Source organism: Nonomuraea aridisoli (assembly GCF_003236395.1).
GTDB lineage: Bacteria > Actinomycetota > Actinomycetes > Streptosporangiales > Streptosporangiaceae > Nonomuraea > Nonomuraea aridisoli.
The window spans coordinates 19,492-36,397 of the sequence record NZ_POUD01000068.1; the positions used below are offsets into that span (position 1 = coordinate 19,492).

The window sequence follows — 16,906 nt, forward strand, 5'->3', positions numbered from 1 at the left end:
GATCAGTTGCAAAATGAAACCGATCGGGGGGTGTGCAGGTGAACCGGCGGACGAGGCTGCTGCTGGCGGCGGTGTGCGGGGTCGCGGTGGCGAGCGTCTACGCGGGGCAGCCGGTGCTGGGCCCGATGGGGCGCGACCTGGGCGTTCCGGTCGGCTCGCTCGGCTCGCTCGGCTGGTTCGTGGCGACCGGCCAGGTCGGCTATCTGGCGGGGCTGGTGCTGCTGGTGCCGTTGGGCGACATGCTCGACCGCAGGCGCCTGATCGCCGGGCACCTCGCCCTGGTGGCCGCGGGAACGGCGCTCACCGCCGCCGCCCCGGTCGCCTGGGCGGCGTTCTCCGGGCTGGCCGCGGCGGGCGTGTTCGCGGTGGTGGTGCAGACCGCCGTCGCGTACACGGCGTCGATCTCCCCGTCCGCCGAGCGCGGGCGCAACCTCGGGATCGTGACCTCGGGCGTGGTGATCGGCATCCTCGGCGCGCGCGTCGTCGCGGGAGTCCTCGCGGACCTGTGGGGGTGGCGGAGCGTCTACCTGGCCCTGTCGATCCTCGCCGCCGTGCTGGCGCTGCTCACCCTTACCCTGCTGACCGAGGACGTCCGCCCGAGCCCGGCACGGTACAGGCGGGTCCTCCGGTCCTTCGGCGGGCTGTTCACCCAGCCGGTGTTCCTCAGCCGCGGGCTGATCGCGTTCTTCCTGTTCGCCTCGTTCGGCACCCTGTGGAGCGGCATGGCCCTGCCGCTGGCCGGTGCGCCGTGGCACCTCGGCGAAGCGCAGATCGGGCTCTTCGGCGTCGCCGGGCTCGCCGGAGCTCTCGGCGCCGCCCGGTCCGGACGCTGGGGCGACGCCGGGCGCGCGCGTCAGGTCACCGGCATCGCGCTCGTCCTCCTGCTCGCCTCCTGGGCCGCGATCGGGCAACTCCCGTGGTCGCTGCCGCTGCTGATCCTCGGCGTGGTCCTGCTCGACTTCGCCGTTCAAGCCGTGCACGTGAGCAACCAGCACACTCTGGCCACCGTCTGTCCCAGCCGGACCAGCACCACCATCGGCGCCTACATGGTCTTCTACTCCCTCGGTTCGGCCCTGGGAGCGGCCGCGACCACGGCCCTGTTCGACGCCGCCGGCTGGACCGGCCCCACCGTCCTCGGCGCGACGCTCGCGCTCTGCGCCCTCGTCACCTCCGCGTTCGGCGTCGCGCCTCCGGCGGTCAGCGGGTCCTGTGATGGCGTCGTTTCCGCGGGGGTCGCGACCGCACGTCGGGCAGGGCCCACGGAGCGCGGCCATGACGGAGGTGACCGGCGAAGAACATGCCGATCCCCCTCGGCATGAAGCCGGCGGCATGGACGGCGGCGGGGGTGAGCTCGATGCCGTCCCAGAAACACCCGCTGGGCGCTGGAACGCGGCGTAAGTCGTCGTGGTCCGCGATGTGCGCCACGAACACGTACTCGTCGCGGTCGCCCGTCCGGTCGACGTGAACGAGCGGACCGATGGCCGCCTCGACGCCGAACCGCTCGCGCAGGACGCGTCGCAGCGCGTCCTGGAAGGCCGCCACGGCGGCATCGACCACACCGCCGGGCAGGAAATGGACGACGCCTGGCAAGCCCTGCCCCAGGGTCAGGAGCCGTCCGTCCGGCGTTTCGACGACGGCGCTCAAACGAACAGACATCATCGGCCCCTCTCGGCTGCTCAGGGGGAAAGACGACGGTCCCGCCGCCCAGGGGAGGGCGACGGGACCGGGGTGGGGCGGCGGGTCAGTCGCGCCAGTCCCACTTGTGGTCGTCCTTGTGGTCGTCCTTGTGGTGGGAGTGCTTCCAGGCGTCCTTGCAGGCGTCGGAGTCGCGCTTGCCGGTGAAGATGCCGTCCTTGGTGACGAAGTCGAAGCTGCGGTCGTCGCTGATCCACAGACCGCAGTGGTGCTGGTCCTTGTGGTGCCGGTCGTGCCTGTCGTCGGCGGCGGCGGGACCGGCGGACGCGAACAGCGCGGCCGCGGTGAGCAGCGCGCCGCCGGCGGCGATGAGGCTCCTTGACATATCTCTCCCCCTGTGATCTCGGAATGACGTCGGCCATCACTATACGTAGTGATCTTGTAACGCGACGTCACCGCCACGCCCGCCTTCTCAAGGAGAGAACGCGCCTCCGGTCCCGCCGTACGCGGCCATGAGCCCCTACCGATGCTCGTACTCGGTCACCAGGCGCTTGGGGGCCGCGTGCCGCCAGGACAGCTCGATCAGGCGCGCGAAGCGGTCCGGCGCGATCGCCCCCAGGTCCACGCGGATCCCGATGGGCCGGTCGGAGCGCCGGATCTCCTCGATGCCCGTCTCGTCCGCGACGGCGGCACGCACCTCTTCCTCGCCCAGGGAGAGCGTGACGTGCGTGTCGCCCTCCAGCCCGGCGAAGCTCCTGCCGCGCACCTTGAACGCGATGTTCCGGAAATGCGTGCCCTGCGTGGTCTCGGGCAGCGCGAGCGCCAGCCGGCGCACGTCGTCGGGAGTGATCATGTGGCCTCCTGTTCGGTGAGCAGCACCTCCGCGCCCATGGGCACGTACCCCGCCGCGAGGAACGCCCGCACGCTCGCCGCGTTGCCGGGCGCGATCTGCGCCCAGATCGGGCCGGGGCACAGATGGCGAGCGGCCTCGGCCAGCAGCCGCCCCAGGCCGCGACCCCGGTGGCCGGGCTCGACCTCGACGGCCACCTCCCAGCGTCCGGCCACGCCACGCCCGACGGTGACCACCCCGCCCTCCGCGGCCCACACCCGCACCGCGTCACGGTGGCGCAGGGCCCGCTCCACCCGCGGATGCCCGTCGCCGGTGACCTCCCGCAGCGGCACCCGCGCCGGGTCCGCGACCGGGGCGGCCAGCACGAGAAGGTCGATGGTGCCGACGTGACGCCGCGTACGCACGCCCAGGTCCTGGAGAAACGGCGGCGACAGCGGCGCCGACAGATCGCCGGCCGGAAGCCGCTCGCGCACCCATTCCGGCTCCACGTCGGCGAACACCACCGAGTGGGCGGTGAACGCCAGCACGCCCAGGTCCCGCGCCGAGGGCTGGGGAACCACGGTCACCCCGCCGTCGGCCACCGGCAGGCACCCCCGCTGCGCGTCGGCGAGGAACTCGGCAAGAGAACGCATGAATCTACATTGTAAAGGCGCCGGACTCGTTTCGCGCCACGAACGAACGACGGCCGGGCCCTGCGCAAGCGGTCAGCGGGCGTCACGGCTGAAGACCGCCTCGCGCAGGAACGTCGTCAGCGCCTCCGTGACCTCGAGCGGACGTTCCAGAGGCGGAAGGTGCCCCGTCCGGGGGAGGTCGATCCGGCGGGCACCGGGGACGCCGTCGGCGAGCAGGCCCGACACCTCCTGGATGCCAGGGACGTCCGACAGTCCGTTGATCACCAGTGTCGGTGCGGCGACCTCGTGCAACCGCCCCGCGGCCGGAGGGTCGAGGTGGCGCTCGGCAGCCGGGGGACCGGACCAGGAACGCTCGAACATCAGCCGGCACATCTCCACCGCCTCCTCCCACACCGCGTCGGAGAGCGCGGCGCGATCGCGCTCCGGCCCCGCGACCTGCCACAGCGTGTGCGCCTCTGCCATGGCCCGCGCGTCGGCCGGATCGACGTGAGCGGCCCCCTCCCGATAGCGGGCCAGGCGCTCCGCGGGCACCGACGAGTGGACGCGCTCACGCGCCTGCGCCAGCATCTCCGGCGGCCAGGTGTGCCCGGTCAGCCCGGAGCAGATCAGGGCGAGCCCGGCGACCCGGTCGGGCGCGGCCAGCGCCGCCTCGACGGCGTACGCGCCGCCCATCGAGCAGCCGGCCAGCGCGGCTCGCTCGACCTTCAGCGCGTCCATGACGGCGAGCAGGTCTTCGTGGTGGCACACTTCGCCGTCCGCGTCGCCGGAGCGGCCGTAGCCCCGCCAGTCGTAGCGGATCACCCGGTGATGCTCGGCCAGGGCGTGGAACTGGTGGCGCCACATGCGCATGTCGGCCACGGCGGCGTGTACCAGCACCACGGTGCCCACCGGCGCCGGGGGGCCGGCCTCCTCGTACGCGATCGCGAGCTCGTCGATCATCGGCATGCCCGCACGCTAACCCGCACCCCGGGCCCGCACGCGCCCGTTCACTGTGGGCACAGCGACGCCCGTGCTCCCCGCGTGCGCGGGAAGCACGGGCGTGTGACTCCCTAGGCGTAGTCGGGAGTCATGGCGGCGGCCAGGGTGAGGTGGGAGGCGGCTTCCTCGTGCCGGCCCTGACGCTGCAGCGTGCGCCCCAGCAGGTGGCGGGCGTAGGAGTCGTCGGGGGACTCGGCCACCAGGGACTCCAGCGCCGTGCGCGCCCGGTTGAGCTGGGCCGAGGCGAAGTACGCCCGGGCGGCCAGCATGCGCACGCCCCGGTCGCCGGCGTGCTCGTCCAGCAGGGGCCGCAGCAGCGTGAGTGCGCCGAGCGGGTCGCGCTGGTCGAGCAGCGACTCGGCGTGGCGCAGCCGCACCACCTCGGAGGGCAGCCGGCGCGGCGCGTGCCGGCGCGCGTCCTCGAGGAACTCCCTGATCGTCTCCGGCGGCTGCGCGCCCTCGAGCGCGAGGTCGTTGACGACGATCGTGGGGGAGGTGCGCACGCCCTTGGCCTTGCCGGTGAGCAGCAGCTCCCGCACCGCGTCGGGGCCCGTGCCGGCGAACTCGCCGGCGAGCCCCTCCTCGGCGGCGATCTCGGACAGCACGGCCGGGTCGCCGATGTCGCGGACCTGGACGAAGTGGGCGTTCAGCACCCGCTCCACGACGCGGCCCTGCAGCTCGGCGCCGCCCTTGTCGTACGCCAGCGCGATCAGCCGGTGCGCCTGCAGCGTGTTGGGCCGCCACTCGGCACCCCACTGCGGGCCGAGCCCTTCCTCGGAGGCGGCCTCGGCCGCACGCGCGCGGCTCTCGGCGGGGGAGAGCCCCGGAACGCAGGCGCGCAGCGCGCCGTCGGCGATCGGGTCGCGCAGCGCCTGCTCCAGCGGCTCCGAGTGGACGGGCGCCGCCGGGTCGATCTGGAACGGCCGCCAGACCACCTCGACCGGCTCGCCGTCCCAGGAGGCGAGGGCCTTCTCCATCCGCCGCTTGCCGATGTGGGCCCACCCGCAGACGACGTCCGCCCAAATCTCGATCATCATGCCCCGTACTTTAAACGACAAATGTCGATTAGTCAACATGTGTCGTTTAAGCGATGACTGTCGTATAGTGGGCCGGTGTGAACCCGGATGATCCCCGTGCGCAGCGCACCCGCGCCCGGCTCAAGGCCGCCGTGCTCGACCTGGCGGCGCGGCAGGAGCTCGCGTCCATCACGGTGTCGGCGCTGGCCAAACACGCCGAGGTGAACCGCGCGACCGTCTACCTGCACTATCCCGACGTGGACGCCCTGGTGACCGACGCCATGGAGGACGCCGTCGCCGCGGTCGCCCGGGCCGCCGCCCTGTGCCCGCTCGACGCGCCCCGCGACCGCGTCCCCGGCCCGCTGCGCGAGCTGTTCGAGCACGTGGCGGGGGCCGCCACCCTGTACGCGCGCATGCTCGGCCCCCACGGCAGCGCCCGCTTCGCCGCCCGCATGCGCGAACGCCTCACCGCCGAGCTCGCCGGACGGTTCTCCGGCGGCCGGCGGCCCGCCGGGTGGGACGACGTGCCGGCGGACGTGCACGCCGCGTACCTGGCCGGCGCCCTCGTCGGCGTGATCGCCCACTGGGTGGCGGCCGGGCCGGCGGGCGAGCCCGGCGACGCCGCGCTGGCCTTCTGGCGCCTCTTCCGCACTGCCTCCGCGCCCACCCCGGCGGGCTGACCGCCTCGTCGCCACCCCCGGCCGAACCGCCAGGGGTGGCGTTCGCATGCCGTCCGTGCCACACTCACTGTTATAGAACTCTCCGAAGAGTTATAGAACGAGGTGAGTGTGATGCGAGACGTGTTGCCGCGGAGCGAGCCCGTCGCGGCGGCCGGGACGATGGGCGAGCCCCAGGCGCGGGGCCGGTTCGGCGAGTACGGCGGACGGTACGCGCCGGAGTCGCTGGTGGAGGCGTGCCGCGAGGTCGAGGAGACGTTCCGGGAGGCGTGGGCCGATCCGGGCTTCCGCGGCGGCCTGGCGCGGCTGCTCGCCGTGCACGCCGGGCGGCCGACCCCGCTCACCCCGGCCTGGCGGCTGTCGCGAGAGCTGGGCGTGCAGCTGTACCTCAAGCGCGAGGACCTCACCCACACCGGATCACACAAGATCAACAACGTGCTGGGCCAGGCCCTGCTGGCCACGCGGATGGGACGGCGCAGGCTGATCGCCGAGACCGGGGCGGGCCAGCACGGGGTGGCCACCGCGACCGCCGCCGCGCTGCTCGGGCTGGAGGCCACGGTCTTCATGGGCGAGCGCGACATGGAGCGGCAGGCGTTGAATGTCTTCCGCATGCGCATGCTGGGCGCCGAGGTGGTGCCGGTGACCACGGGCAGCCGCACCCTCAAGGACGCGACCAGCGAGGCCATGCGCCACTGGGTGGGCGCGACCGGCGACTCCCACTACTGCGTCGGCTCCGTCGTCGGGCCGGACCCGTACCCGTGGATGGTCAGGGAGTTCCAGCGGGTCATCGGCGACGAGGCCCGCGGGCAGTGCGCCGCCGAGCTGCGGACCGGCGTGCCGGACCACGTGGTCGCGTGCGTCGGCGGCGGCTCCAACGCGGCCGGCACGTTCGCCGGGTTCGCCGACACCCCGGCGCGCTTCGTCGGCGTCGAGGCGGAGGGCGGCGCCGGGGCGGCCCGCGGCCGGCTCGGCGTCCTGCACGGCTGCCGCTCGTTGTTCCTGCAGGACGACGACGGGCAGATCACCGAGGCGCACTCCGTCGCCGCCGGGCTCGACTACCCGGGCGTCGGCCCGGAGCACGCCCACCTGCGCGACCTGGGCCGGGCCCGCTACGTCACGGTGACCGACGACGAGGCGGTCGGCGCGGCCGTACGGCTGGCGCGCACCGAGGGCATCGTCCCGGCGCTCGAATCGGCGCACGCCCTCGCCTGGGTGATCCGCGCCGCCGGCAGCGGCGAGCTGCCCGCCGGGTCGACGGTCCTCATGACGTTGTCCGGCCGGGGCGACAAGGACATCTCCACCCTGAAGGAGCTGGTGTGACGAACCCCACCCTGACCGCGGGCGCGGTCGAACGCCACCTGCGTGCCCGCCGCGACACCGGCCGCGGCCTGCTCATGCCGTTCGTCACCGGGAGGATCACCCCCGGCTGGACGGACTGCCTGCGGGCGTTCGCCGCCGCCGGCGCGGACGCGATCGAGGTCGGCCTGCCCTTCTCCGACCCCACGCTGGACGGTCCCACCATCCAGGAGGCCAACGACACGGCGCTGGCCCGGGGGGCGAGCGCGCGCCGGATCCTCGCCGACCTGGCCGAGCTGCCGGACCTGGGCGTGCCGCTGGTCGCCAGCACCTACTACAACCTGGTGCTGCACGACGGACCCGAGGCGTTCTGCGCGGCGCTGCGCCGCGCCGGCGTCGGCGGGCTGATCGTGCCCGACCTGCCGGTGCACGAGGCGGGCGAGCTGACGGACGTGGCCGCCGCCGCCGGGATCGAGCTGGTCCTGCTGGCGTCGCCGGCGACGCCGCAGCCGCGGCTGGAGGAGATCTCGCGCCGCAGCCGCGGGTTCGTCTACGCGGTGTCGCTGATGGGCACCACCGGTGAGCGGGACACCCTCGCCGCCTCCGCGGCGGAGCTCACGGCGCGGATCAGACGCGGCACCGACAGGCCGGTCTTGCTAGGATTTGGCATTTCCACGCCGGACCAGGCGCGGGAAGCCCGCCGGCACGCCGACGGCGTGGTGGTCGGCGCCGCGGTCATGCGGCGGGTGCTCGACGGGGCCGGGCCGGGCGACCTGCGGGCCTTCCTCGCGACCCTGCGCCAGGCCCTCGACCAGGAGTGTGACCCACCACGATGACCGCCGACGCCGGGCACGAGGCGAGATACCGCGCCATCGCCGCCGACCTCGCCGCGAAGATCCGGTCGGGACACTACGCCCCCGGACAGGCGCTGCCCCCGCAGCGGGAGCTGAGCGCCTCCTACGGGGTGACCCTCATGACGCTGCGCCAGGCGTTGCGGGAGCTCAGCGGCGAGGGGTTGATCGTGCAGCAGCCCGGCAAAGGCACGTTCGTCGCCCCGCCCCACCTGGCCTACCAGCTCGGCTCGCTCCGCAGCCTGGTCGACGACCTGCGGCAACAGGGCCACGACGTGCGCACCGTGGTGGCCGGGCGGGCGGTGCGGCGGGCCCCCGCCCGGATCGCCGCGGAGTTGCGGCTGCGTCCCGGCGACACGGCCCTGCGGCTGGAACGGGTCCGCGAGTTCGCCGGGCGTCCGGCCGTTCACCAGGTGTCCTGGGTGCGCCGGCCGATGGCCGACCGGATCCGCGACCGCGACTTCACCGCCGTCTCCCTCTACACGGCCCTCGCCGACGCGGGAGTGGCGGTCGCCCGGGCGTCCGAGGTGGTCCGGCCCGGCCTGCTCGGCCCCGCCGCCGCCCGCCACCTGCACGAGCCCGAAGGCAGCCCGGTGCTCGTCAGCACCCGGATCACCTACACGCTCGACGCCACGCCCGTGGTCTGCGACCACGCCACCATCCTCGGCACCATGATGGAGATCCGCACCGAACGCGCCGCCGCCGGCCTCTCCCTCACCTGGGGCGCCGCCAGTTCGGCGAGCGGCCCCAACTGACGATCACGGGCCCCGGGCGCGGCGGGGCGGCGCTAACCTCCCGGTCATGAACGCCCGCCAGGAATCCTCCCGCGCTCTGATCCTCGGCATCGACGTCGGCACCACCGCGGTCAAGACCGCCCTGTTCACCGCCGGCGGCGCCCTGCTGCGCGCGCACACCGTCGGCCACGCCACCGCCCGCCCCCGCCCCGGGTACGCCGAACAGGACCCCGGCGACTGGTGGGACGGCTGCCGGCGCGGCATCGCCGCCGTCCTCGACGGGGTGCCGGGCGCGGACGTCCGTTCGGTGGGCCTGGTCAGCCAGGTCAACACGCACGTGTTCGCCGACGAGCGCCTGCGCCCGCTGGCCCCGGCCATCACCTGGCAGGACCAGCGGTGCGCCGCCGTGGCACGGGAGCTCGACGGCCGGTTCACCGCCGAGGACAAGGTCCGCGTCTGGGGCGGCCCGATCACGCTGGACGCCTCCCGGCTGGTCTCCCGCGCCGCGTGGTTCGCCCGCCGCCACCCGGACCTGTGGGCCCGTACCCGCTGGGTGCTCAGCCCGAAGGACTGGGTGAACGCCCTGCTCACCGGCACGGTGAGCAGCGACGGCCTGTCCTCGGTCGGCCTGGTCGACGGCTCCGGCGACCGGTACGCGCCCGAGGCCGTCGCGCTGGTCGACGGGCTCGCCGGCCGGCTGCCGCCGCTGGCCGCCCCCGCCGCGCCCCTCGGGCCCGTGACCGCGCAGGTGCCGAACCTCGGGCGGGTCCCCGCGGTGACCGGCACCATGGACGCGTTCGGCACCGTCTTCGGCTCGGGCACCACCGAGCCGGGCCGCGCCCTGCTGTCGTGCGGCACGTCGCTCATCGTCGCGGGCGCCTCCCGGCAGAGCCTGCCGAACCGCGGTGTGGTCACCTTCCCGCGCACCCACGGCCTGTACGTGCACGCCGCGCCGACCCAGGCCGGAGGCGACGCGCTGTCCTGGTGGAGCCGGGCCCGTTCCCTGAGCGTGCCGGAGGTCCTGGACGCCGCCGCCACCGCGCCGCCCGGCGCCTCCGGCGTGGTCTTCACCCCGCACCTGCTCGGCGAGCGCGCCCCGCTGTGGGACTCCGCCGTACGCGGCGCGTTCCTCGGGCTCGGCGCGGACATCACCGACGCCCATCTGTCCAGGGCCGTCCTGGAAGGGGTCGCCATGTCCGGCCGCCAGGCGCTGGCCGCGGTCGAGGCCGCCTGCGGCGCGCCGCTGGAGACGATCACCCTGTCGGGCGGCGGCTCCCGCAGCGACCTGTGGGCGCAGATCTTCGCCGACGTGCTGCGCCGCCCCGTCGCCCGGCTGGCGGCCCGCGACAACGGAGCCGTTCTCGGCGCGGCGCTGCTCGGCGCCGTCGGCGCGGGCCTCCACCCGGACATCACCGCCGCCACCCGCGCGGCGGTCGTCGTCGATCGGGTGTTCGCGCCCGATCCGGCCCGCGCCGACCTGCTCGACCCGCTCTACGAGGTCTACACCAGGACGTACGAGGCGCTGCGCGACGTGCACGCCCGTCTGGACGCCTGGCGCGCCGCCCAGGACTGACCCCGGGCGGGAATGCGGTGGTGGGGGCGTGGACGGTGGCGCATGATTGGTACGGTCGTCTCCGCCCGGTGGCCAGGGTGCGGTCGCCCGGAGTCTTTTTCCGCACACGTCAACACGTCCTCCTGGGTGGATTCCCCGTCATGCTTCCCGAAGACCTCAGAACCGCGCTCGACCGCGCCCTGACCCGCTTCACGCCGCAGGAGCTCGCCGAGGCCACGGCCCGGCTCACCGAGCGCTACCGCACCGGCATCTCGACCGGCGGCAACCACCTGCGCTCGCGGGCCGACGTCGCCGCCTACGCCGCGTACCGCATGCCCGCCACCTACGCCGCGGCCGCCACGGCGCTGCGGCGGGCGGCGGCGCTGAGCCCGGGGTTCGCGCCGCGCAGCCAGCTCGACGCGGGCGGCGGTACGGGCGCCGCGATCTGGGCTGCGGCCGAGGTGTGGCCGTCCGTCGAGAAGATCACCGTCATCGAGCACGACCCGCACGTCATCGACCTCGGAAGACGCCTGGCCCGCGGGTCCCGCCCGCTGGACGCGACGACGTGGCGGCAGGCGGGCGTCCGCGCCGGCCTCGACCGGCCGGCCGCCGACCTGGTCACCATGTCGTACGCGCTGGGCGAGATCCCCGAGGCGGAGCAGGCGCAGGTCGTGCGGTGGCTGGCCGAGGACGCCGCCATGGTCGTGATCGTCGAGCCCGGCACCCCCGTGGGCTACGCCACGGTCGCCGCGGCGCGCGAGGTCCTGACCGCCTCGGGGCTGAGCGTGCTGGCCCCCTGCCCCCACGACGGCCGCTGCCCGATCGAGCCGGGCCGCGACTGGTGTCATTTCTCCGTACGCCTGCCCAGGAGCCCCCTGCACCGCCGCGTCAAGGCCGGCACGCTGAGCTTCGAGGACGAGAAGTTCTCGTACGTGGCCGCCGCGGCCGTCCCGGGGCCGCGTCCCGCGGGGCGGGTCCTGCGCCACCCGCAGAAGCGCAAGGGCGTGGTCTCCCTGCGCCTGTGCGCCGACGACGGCGGCCTCAGCGACGTGATCGTCTCCAAACGGCAGGGCGACCTCTACCGCGCGGCCCGCGACGTGGAATGGGGTGACGGCTGGCCGCCCCGGTGACGCCCCGCGCACCACCGGTCACACGATCACGCATCTCGGCATCGGAAATCAGGAAAGATCAGATTCCGGTGCCGCACCGGGTCCATTCTGGGAGTGTGCACACTGACCTCCTTCACTCCCTGTACGCCCGGCGGCTGCGCCGCCAGGTGTTGGCCGGCCCGCTGCCCCGCCACGTCGGCCTGATCGCCGACGGGAACCGGCGCTGGGCCCGGCAGATGGGCCTGGCCCACCCGAGCATGGGCCACAAGTACGGCGCCGAGCACATCATGCACGTGCTGTCGTGGTGCGAGGGCCTGGGCATCAGCCACGTGACCGTGTTCCTGTGCTCGACGGAGAACCTGCAGCGCCGCGGCGACGAGGAGGTGGCGCTCCTGCTGCAGGTGCTGGAGGAGATGGTCAGCGAGCAGTTCGACCGCCCCGACTCCCACTGGCAGGTCCACGTGGCCGGCATGCTCGACCTCCTGCCCGACACCACCGCCCGGGCGCTCAAGAGCGCCGTCGAGGCGACCCGTACCTGCACCACCGGATTCCACCTCACGCTCGCCATCGGCTACGGCGGCCGCCAGGAGGTCGTGGAGGCCATGCGCGAGCTGCTGTACGAGCGGGCCGAGGCCGGCCAGACGATGCAGGAGCTGGCCGCGACGCTGACGGCCGACGACATCACCCGCCACCTCTACACGGCCGGGCAGCCCAACCCCGACCTGGTGATCCGCACCAGCGGCGAGCACCGCATGTCGAACTTCCTGCTGTGGCAGTCGGCCTACTCCGAGCTGTACTTCTGCGAGGCGTACTGGCCGGCGTTCCGCGAGATCGACTTCCTGCGGGCGTTGCGCAGCTTCGCGGCCCGCCAGCGGCGCTACGGCGGATAACCGCTTGCCCGCAGGGCCCGCCCGCTGGTGAGGTGTCCGGGTGAATCATGAACACGTACTGGCCCTGTTCGACCGTGAGCTGCGCCGGGAGGCCGCCCCCGACGGCCCCGGCGCCGAGGTCGAACGGGCTGGTGACATCGTCCGCCACGTCGGCCCCGGACACGGCTGGAACGGCGTCCTCTGGTCCGATCTCGACGCCGACCGGGCGGACGCGGCGATCGCCGAGCAGGTGCGCTACTTCGGCGCGCTCGGGCGGGCGTTCGAATGGAAACTGTACGGACACGACGGGCCGGCCGACCTCGACCGGCGCCTGCTGGCCGCCGGTTTCGTCGCGGAACCGGCGGAGACGCTCATGGTGGCCGAGGCCGCCGCGGTCGCCGGTGAGGTCGTGCTCCCGGAGGGCGTCAGGCTCGTCCCGGTGACCGGGCCCGAGGGCGTGGAGCCGGCGGCGCGCGTGCACGAGCTGGCCTTCGGCTCCGGCGACCACATCAGGGAGCGCCTGCCCGAGCAGCTCGCCGCCGGCTCCGTCGTCGCCGTGCTGGCCATGGCGGGCGACGTCCCCGTCAGCGCCGCCCGCATGGATCTGCACCCGGGCACCCGGTTCGCGAGCCTGTGGGGCGGCGGCACCGCGCCGGAGTGGCGGGGCAGGGGCGTCTACCGGGCGCTGGTGGCGCACCGGGCCCGCGAGGCGGTCGCCCGCGGCTACCGGTACCTTCAGGTGGACGCCTCAAGCCAGAGCCGCCCCATCCTCGAGCGGCTGGGCTTCGCGCCGCTCACCACGACGACGCCGTACCTCCACGCGTGAGTACCCTTGACCTGCCGCACCACCAGTCGTGAGGAGATCGACACGTTGCCCCGGACGAACCCGCGTGAGCTCGGCCTGCTGGCCGACTGCGAGAGCTGCTTCGGGCTGTGCTGCGTCGCGCTGCCGTTCTCGGCCTCGGCCGACTTCGCCGCCGACAAGGACGCCGGGCAGCCGTGCCGCAACCTGCGCGACGACTTCCGCTGCGCCATCCACGCCGAGCTGCGGCCGCGCGGCTTCCCGGGGTGCACGGTGTTCGACTGCCTCGGCGCCGGTCAGAAGGTCTCGCAGATCACGTTCGAGGGGCGCAGCTGGCGCGAGGCCCCCGGGTCGGCGCGGCAGATGTACGCGGTCTTCCCCGTCATGCGGCAGCTGCACGAGCTGCTGTGGTATCTGACGGAGGCCCTGGAGATCGAGGCCGCCCGGCCGATCCGCCCGGCGCTGGCCGACGCCCTCGACCGGACCGAGCGGCTGACCCGGGAGAGCGCCGACGCGCTGGAGAAGCTCGACGTGGCGGCCTGGCGGGCCGAGGTCAACGAGCTGCTGCTGCGGACCAGCGAGCTGGCGCGGGCCGGGCTGCGCGGCGGCGAACGCCGCGGAGCCGATCTGATCGGCGCGCGGCTGCGCGGCGCGGACCTGCGCGGGGCCAACCTGCGGGGGGCGTACCTGATCGGGGCCGATCTGCGCGGCGCCGACCTGCGGCAGGCCGACCTCATCGGCGCCGACCTGCGGGGCGCCGACCTGTCCGGCGCCGACCTGACCGGCTCGATCTTCCTCACCCAGCCCCAGGTGAACGCCGCCAAGGGCGACCGCGCCACGCGCCTGCCCGCCGCTCTCACCCGGCCCGCCCACTGGCCGGACACCGCCGCGCGCCCCGCCGGCCCCCGGCGCCGTTCCTCAGCCGGCCGAAACCGCCGCTGACCCGGGCAGGCGTACGGCGATCATGGCGATGTCGTCGGTGCGCGCCATGGACAGGCGGGTGAGCAGGTTGTCGCAGAACTCGCCGAGAGGCGTGTCGGCCAGGCAGGCGCCGCAGCGGCGCAGCCGTTCGAGGCCCTCGTCGAGGTGCTCGCCCGGCACCTCGACCAGCCCGTCGGTGTAGAGCAGCAGAGTGCTGTGCGGCGGCAGCGTCACGACGGCGCTGTCGCGCGGCATGTCGCCGGTCACGCCGAGCAGCGGGCTGAGACCGTCGTCGAGGTAGCGCGCCTCGCCGCCCGAGGTGACGAGCAGGGGCGGCGGGTGGCCCGCCACGGCGTACTCGAGACGCCGTCCGCCGCCGAGCGGGCCGCCCAGGCGGGCGAGGACACAGGTCGCCGTGCCGTCGGGGTAGAGGGATTCCGTGGCGATGTTCAGGCGGCGCAGGATGTCGCCGGGCGGCTCGCGGCGGTCCATCGCGAGTCCTCTGAGCATGTTGCGCAACTGGCTCATGGTGACGGCGGCCGCGAGGTCGTGCCCGGCCACGTCTCCGACGGTCAGGACGGTCGAGCCGTCCGGCAGCCGGAACGAGTCGTACCAGTCGCCGCCGATCTCCGCGGCGGTGGCGCTCGGCCGGTACCGGGCGGTGATCTCCAGGCCGGGCACTTCCGGCGGGTCGGGCAGCAGGTAGTTCTGCAGGGCCAGGGCGATGCGCTGGGTGCGCTGGAAACGCATCGCGTTGCTGAGGTGGGCGTGCGCGTGATCGAGCATGCGCCCGAGCAGGTCGACCTCCGCCTCGCCGAGCGGTTCGCGGTCCCCGCAGACCGCCGCGTGCACCACCGCCGCCACCACGCCGTCCACGACCACCGGCACCAGGGCCAGGCTGTTGCCCCGGGCGGCCTCGAACCACGCCTCGGCGCCCGGCGGCACGGCGCCGGGCGGCGCCTGACCGGGGGAGAAGACCCGGTGCACGGGCCGGCGGGTCCTGATCGCCGTGACGAAGTCGCAGTCGTGGTCGAACGGCTGCGGGCCGGGCTGCGGCGGCCGGTCCCCTTCCCGGACGATGCTGACCAGGCGCTCGGCGACGAACGGCGTCGGGATGGACTCGTCCTCGAACTCCGGCAGCACGTAGATGCCGCACCCGTCGGACACGGTCGGCACGATCACGTCGACCAGCGCGGCCAGCACCTCGTCCAGGCCGGCGAGATCCGCGGTCACCGCGGCGGCCCGGTCGAGCAGCTCGCGGTGGCGTTCCTCCCGCCACTCGTGCTCGACGTCGGTGATGGTGCCGACCCACTCGATCACCTCGCGGCCCTCGACCACGGGCGCGGCGCGCACCCGGATGTGCCGGTACGGGCCTTCCTTGGTCTTCACGCGGAATTCCTGCTCCAGGCGCTCCAGCCGCTCGACCGCGCGGGCCCACTGCTCTGCGGCGCGTTCGCGGTCGTCGGGGTGCACGGCGTCCAGCCAGCCGTTGCCGCGGTGCTCCTCCCACGACTGCCCGGTCAGCCGCTGCCACCCCAGGCTGGGCTCGATCACCTCGCCCGCCTGGCCGGTCACCCACACTCCCTGCGACTCGAGCTGGATCAGGCTCTGGTAGCGCTGCAGGAACCTGCGCCTTCCCTCGCCCTCGGTGTCCGCGGCCGACTCGACCTGGGCGGTGACGTCCACGATCACGATCATCAGGCCTTCCTCGTCCCCTAGCGAGATCTTGGACATGCTGACCGTGGAGAAGCGCTCGCGCCCGAGCGGGTCGTAGTCGCCGAGTTCGAACGGCATCTCCCGCAGGATCACCGACTCGCCGGTCGTGAGGACCTGGTCGAGCAGCGCGAAGTAGCCCTCCTGGCGTAGGTCGTGGAACGCCTCCCGGATCGGCGCCCCGATCGGGCGTGCACCGACGATCTGCTGGTGGGCGTGGTTGGAGTAGATCAGCCGGTGATCCGGGCCGGCGGTCACCATCACGCCCACGGGAGCGGAGTCGAAGACGCTGAGCGGAAACGCCGCCAACTTCCGTACCTTCGCACTTCCCATATGTACCAATGTGTACTTTGCGCACGGTTTTGGGGGCGTGGGCAAGGTAGATCCTTGCGGCGACCGGGGCTGTTGATCGCCACATTTCCGGCGTTAAGGTCTTGGTGATCAACCCCCAGGAGGCCGGCATGACCATCACCGCGTACCCCGTGACCGATCCCGTCACCGAGCACGGCGAAGGGCCCGTGTGGTGTGCGCGCTGGGGCGGGCTGCGGTTCGTGGACATGCTGGCGGGCGAGGTGCTCCAGCTCGGTCCCGACGGCGCCGTGCGCCGCCGCGGGGTCGGCCCGCTGGCCGCCGTCGTCCGGCCCCGCGTCTCGGGCGGGTACGTCGTCGCCGGCGAACGCGAGCTGCTGCTGGCCGACTCCGACGACCTCGACGCGCCCCTGCGCTCGCTCGGCGAGGCGTGGAGCGACCCGGAGATCCGGATGAACGAGGGCGGCTGCGACCCCGACGGCCGTTTCTACATCGGCAGCATGGCCTATGACGCCGGCCCCGGGCGCGGCTCCTTCTCGGTGGCCGGGCCCGACGGCGTCCTGCGCGTGGTGCTGCCGGAGGTGACGATCTCGAACGGGTTCGACTTCAGCCCGGACGGGCGGCTGGCGTACTACGCCGACACCGCGACCGGGCGGGTGGACGTGCTCGACTACGACCCGGACGGCGGGCTGAGCGGGCGGCGGCCGTTCGTCACCGTCGACCCGGCGCAGGGCGCGCCGGACGGGCTCACGGTGGACGCCGAAGGCGGGGTGTGGGTGGCGTTGTGGGAGGGCGCCGCCGTCCACCGCTACACCCCCGCCGGGCGGCTCGACGCGGTCGTCACGCTGCCGATGCGCAAGGTCACGGCGGTCGCGTTCGGCGGCGACGACCTCGACCGGCTGTTCATCACCACCTCGGCCCTCGACGTGGACCGCGCCGGCCAACCCCTCGCCGGCGCCCTC

General features: G+C 74.0%; 17 protein-coding genes. 11 read left to right on the plus strand and 6 right to left on the minus strand.

Annotated elements, in window-relative coordinates:
• Positions 1–38 precede the first annotated feature (38 nt).
• Entirely contained in the window at positions 39–1,319 is a 1,281-nt protein-coding gene (locus C1J01_RS18265) for an MFS transporter (protein WP_111180195.1), read from the plus strand.
• Positions 1,320–1,741: 422 nt separating this feature from the next.
• Here the strand turns inward: C1J01_RS18265 and C1J01_RS18270 are convergent, their stop codons facing one another.
• From C1J01_RS18270 to C1J01_RS18290, 5 genes are all read right to left on the minus strand, one after another.
• The gene (locus C1J01_RS18270; RefSeq protein WP_111180179.1) at positions 1,742–2,020 is read right to left on the minus strand and encodes a hypothetical protein; all 279 of its coding nucleotides are present in this window, start codon (positions 2,018–2,020) and stop codon (positions 1,742–1,744) included.
• 135 nt (positions 2,021–2,155) lie between these two features.
• Positions 2,156–2,488: an MmcQ/YjbR family DNA-binding protein gene (locus C1J01_RS18275; protein ID WP_111180180.1), complete on the minus strand. Its 333-nt coding sequence runs from the start codon at positions 2,486–2,488 to the stop codon at positions 2,156–2,158.
• Positions 2,485–3,117, minus strand: a complete 633-nt coding sequence (locus C1J01_RS18280) for a GNAT family N-acetyltransferase (RefSeq protein WP_111180181.1) — start codon at positions 3,115–3,117, stop codon at positions 2,485–2,487. The genes C1J01_RS18275 and C1J01_RS18280 overlap by 4 nt, the downstream gene beginning before the upstream one ends.
• Before the next feature lie 72 nt (positions 3,118–3,189).
• Positions 3,190–4,062 carry an alpha/beta fold hydrolase gene (locus C1J01_RS18285; RefSeq protein WP_111180182.1) on the minus strand — a complete coding sequence of 291 codons (873 nt, stop codon included), beginning with the start codon at positions 4,060–4,062 and terminating at the stop codon, positions 3,190–3,192.
• Positions 4,063–4,166: 104 nt separating this feature from the next.
• On the minus strand, positions 4,167–5,132 hold the full coding sequence (locus tag C1J01_RS18290) for a DsbA family protein (RefSeq protein WP_111180183.1): 966 nt from the start codon (positions 5,130–5,132) through the stop codon (positions 4,167–4,169).
• 77 nt (positions 5,133–5,209) lie between these two features.
• On the opposite strand from C1J01_RS18290, the gene C1J01_RS18295 reads away from it, so the two are divergent.
• The 9 genes from C1J01_RS18295 (at position 5,210) to C1J01_RS18335 (ending at position 13,943) form a co-directional block, all read left to right on the plus strand.
• Positions 5,210–5,791 carry a TetR/AcrR family transcriptional regulator gene (locus tag C1J01_RS18295; RefSeq protein WP_111180184.1) on the plus strand — a complete coding sequence of 194 codons (582 nt, stop codon included), beginning with the start codon at positions 5,210–5,212 and terminating at the stop codon, positions 5,789–5,791.
• A 111-nt stretch (positions 5,792–5,902) separates the two neighbouring features.
• Complete coding sequence (trpB, locus tag C1J01_RS18300) at positions 5,903–7,108, plus strand: tryptophan synthase subunit beta (protein ID WP_235854510.1); 1,206 nt, start codon at positions 5,903–5,905, stop codon at positions 7,106–7,108.
• Positions 7,105–7,920, plus strand: a complete 816-nt coding sequence (gene trpA, locus C1J01_RS18305) for a tryptophan synthase subunit alpha (protein WP_111180185.1) — start codon at positions 7,105–7,107, stop codon at positions 7,918–7,920. The genes trpB and trpA overlap by 4 nt, the downstream gene beginning before the upstream one ends.
• A complete protein-coding gene (locus C1J01_RS18310; protein WP_111180186.1) occupies positions 7,917–8,690 on the plus strand; it encodes a GntR family transcriptional regulator in 774 nt (257 codons plus the stop codon). Before trpA ends, C1J01_RS18310 begins: the two co-directional genes overlap by 4 nt.
• Positions 8,691–8,736: 46 nt before the next feature.
• A complete protein-coding gene (locus C1J01_RS18315; protein ID WP_111180187.1) occupies positions 8,737–10,242 on the plus strand; it encodes a xylulokinase in 1,506 nt (501 codons plus the stop codon).
• A 140-nt stretch (positions 10,243–10,382) separates the two neighbouring features.
• Positions 10,383–11,351, plus strand: a complete 969-nt coding sequence (locus C1J01_RS18320) for a small ribosomal subunit Rsm22 family protein (RefSeq protein WP_111180188.1) — start codon at positions 10,383–10,385, stop codon at positions 11,349–11,351.
• Between the two features lie 95 nt (positions 11,352–11,446).
• On the plus strand, positions 11,447–12,220 hold the full coding sequence (gene uppS, locus C1J01_RS18325) for a polyprenyl diphosphate synthase (RefSeq protein WP_111180189.1): 774 nt from the start codon (positions 11,447–11,449) through the stop codon (positions 12,218–12,220).
• A 40-nt stretch (positions 12,221–12,260) separates the two neighbouring features.
• Positions 12,261–13,025 carry a GNAT family N-acetyltransferase gene (locus C1J01_RS18330; protein WP_111180190.1) on the plus strand — a complete coding sequence of 255 codons (765 nt, stop codon included), beginning with the start codon at positions 12,261–12,263 and terminating at the stop codon, positions 13,023–13,025.
• Positions 13,026–13,070: 45 nt separating this feature from the next.
• Positions 13,071–13,943: a pentapeptide repeat-containing protein gene (locus tag C1J01_RS18335; protein WP_111180197.1), complete on the plus strand. Its 873-nt coding sequence runs from the start codon at positions 13,071–13,073 to the stop codon at positions 13,941–13,943.
• Here the strand turns inward: C1J01_RS18335 and C1J01_RS18340 are convergent.
• A complete protein-coding gene (locus tag C1J01_RS18340) occupies positions 13,920–15,944 on the minus strand; it encodes a SpoIIE family protein phosphatase (RefSeq protein WP_235854511.1) in 2,025 nt (674 codons plus the stop codon). The two genes, C1J01_RS18335 and C1J01_RS18340, sit on opposite strands and share 24 nt — an antisense overlap.
• Positions 15,945–16,096: 152 nt before the next feature.
• Here C1J01_RS18340 and C1J01_RS18345 point away from each other — a divergent pair.
• Positions 16,097–16,906, plus strand: an 810-nt coding sequence (locus tag C1J01_RS18345; RefSeq protein ID WP_111180198.1) for an SMP-30/gluconolactonase/LRE family protein, incomplete at its 3' end; no start/stop codon positions are given.

Bases quoted from the DNA above. Each gene is read 5' to 3' on its own strand.
- C1J01_RS18315 (WP_111180187.1), top strand. From the start codon at position 8,737: ATGAACGCCCGCCAGGAATCCTCCCGCGCTCTGATCCTCGGCATCGAC.
- C1J01_RS18290 (WP_111180183.1), bottom strand. From the start codon at position 5,132: ATGATGATCGAGATTTGGGCGGACGTCGTCTGCGGGTGGGCCCACATC.
- C1J01_RS18280 (WP_111180181.1), bottom strand. From the start codon at position 3,117: ATGCGTTCTCTTGCCGAGTTCCTCGCCGACGCGCAGCGGGGGTGCCTG.
- trpB (WP_235854510.1), top strand. From the start codon at position 5,903: ATGCGAGACGTGTTGCCGCGGAGCGAGCCCGTCGCGGCGGCCGGGACG.
- C1J01_RS18310 (WP_111180186.1), top strand. From the start codon at position 7,917: ATGACCGCCGACGCCGGGCACGAGGCGAGATACCGCGCCATCGCCGCC.
- C1J01_RS18275 (WP_111180180.1), bottom strand. From the start codon at position 2,488: ATGATCACTCCCGACGACGTGCGCCGGCTGGCGCTCGCGCTGCCCGAG.
- C1J01_RS18320 (WP_111180188.1), top strand. From the start codon at position 10,383: ATGCTTCCCGAAGACCTCAGAACCGCGCTCGACCGCGCCCTGACCCGC.
- C1J01_RS18270 (WP_111180179.1), bottom strand. From the start codon at position 2,020: ATGTCAAGGAGCCTCATCGCCGCCGGCGGCGCGCTGCTCACCGCGGCC.
- C1J01_RS18285 (WP_111180182.1), bottom strand. From the start codon at position 4,062: ATGCCGATGATCGACGAGCTCGCGATCGCGTACGAGGAGGCCGGCCCC.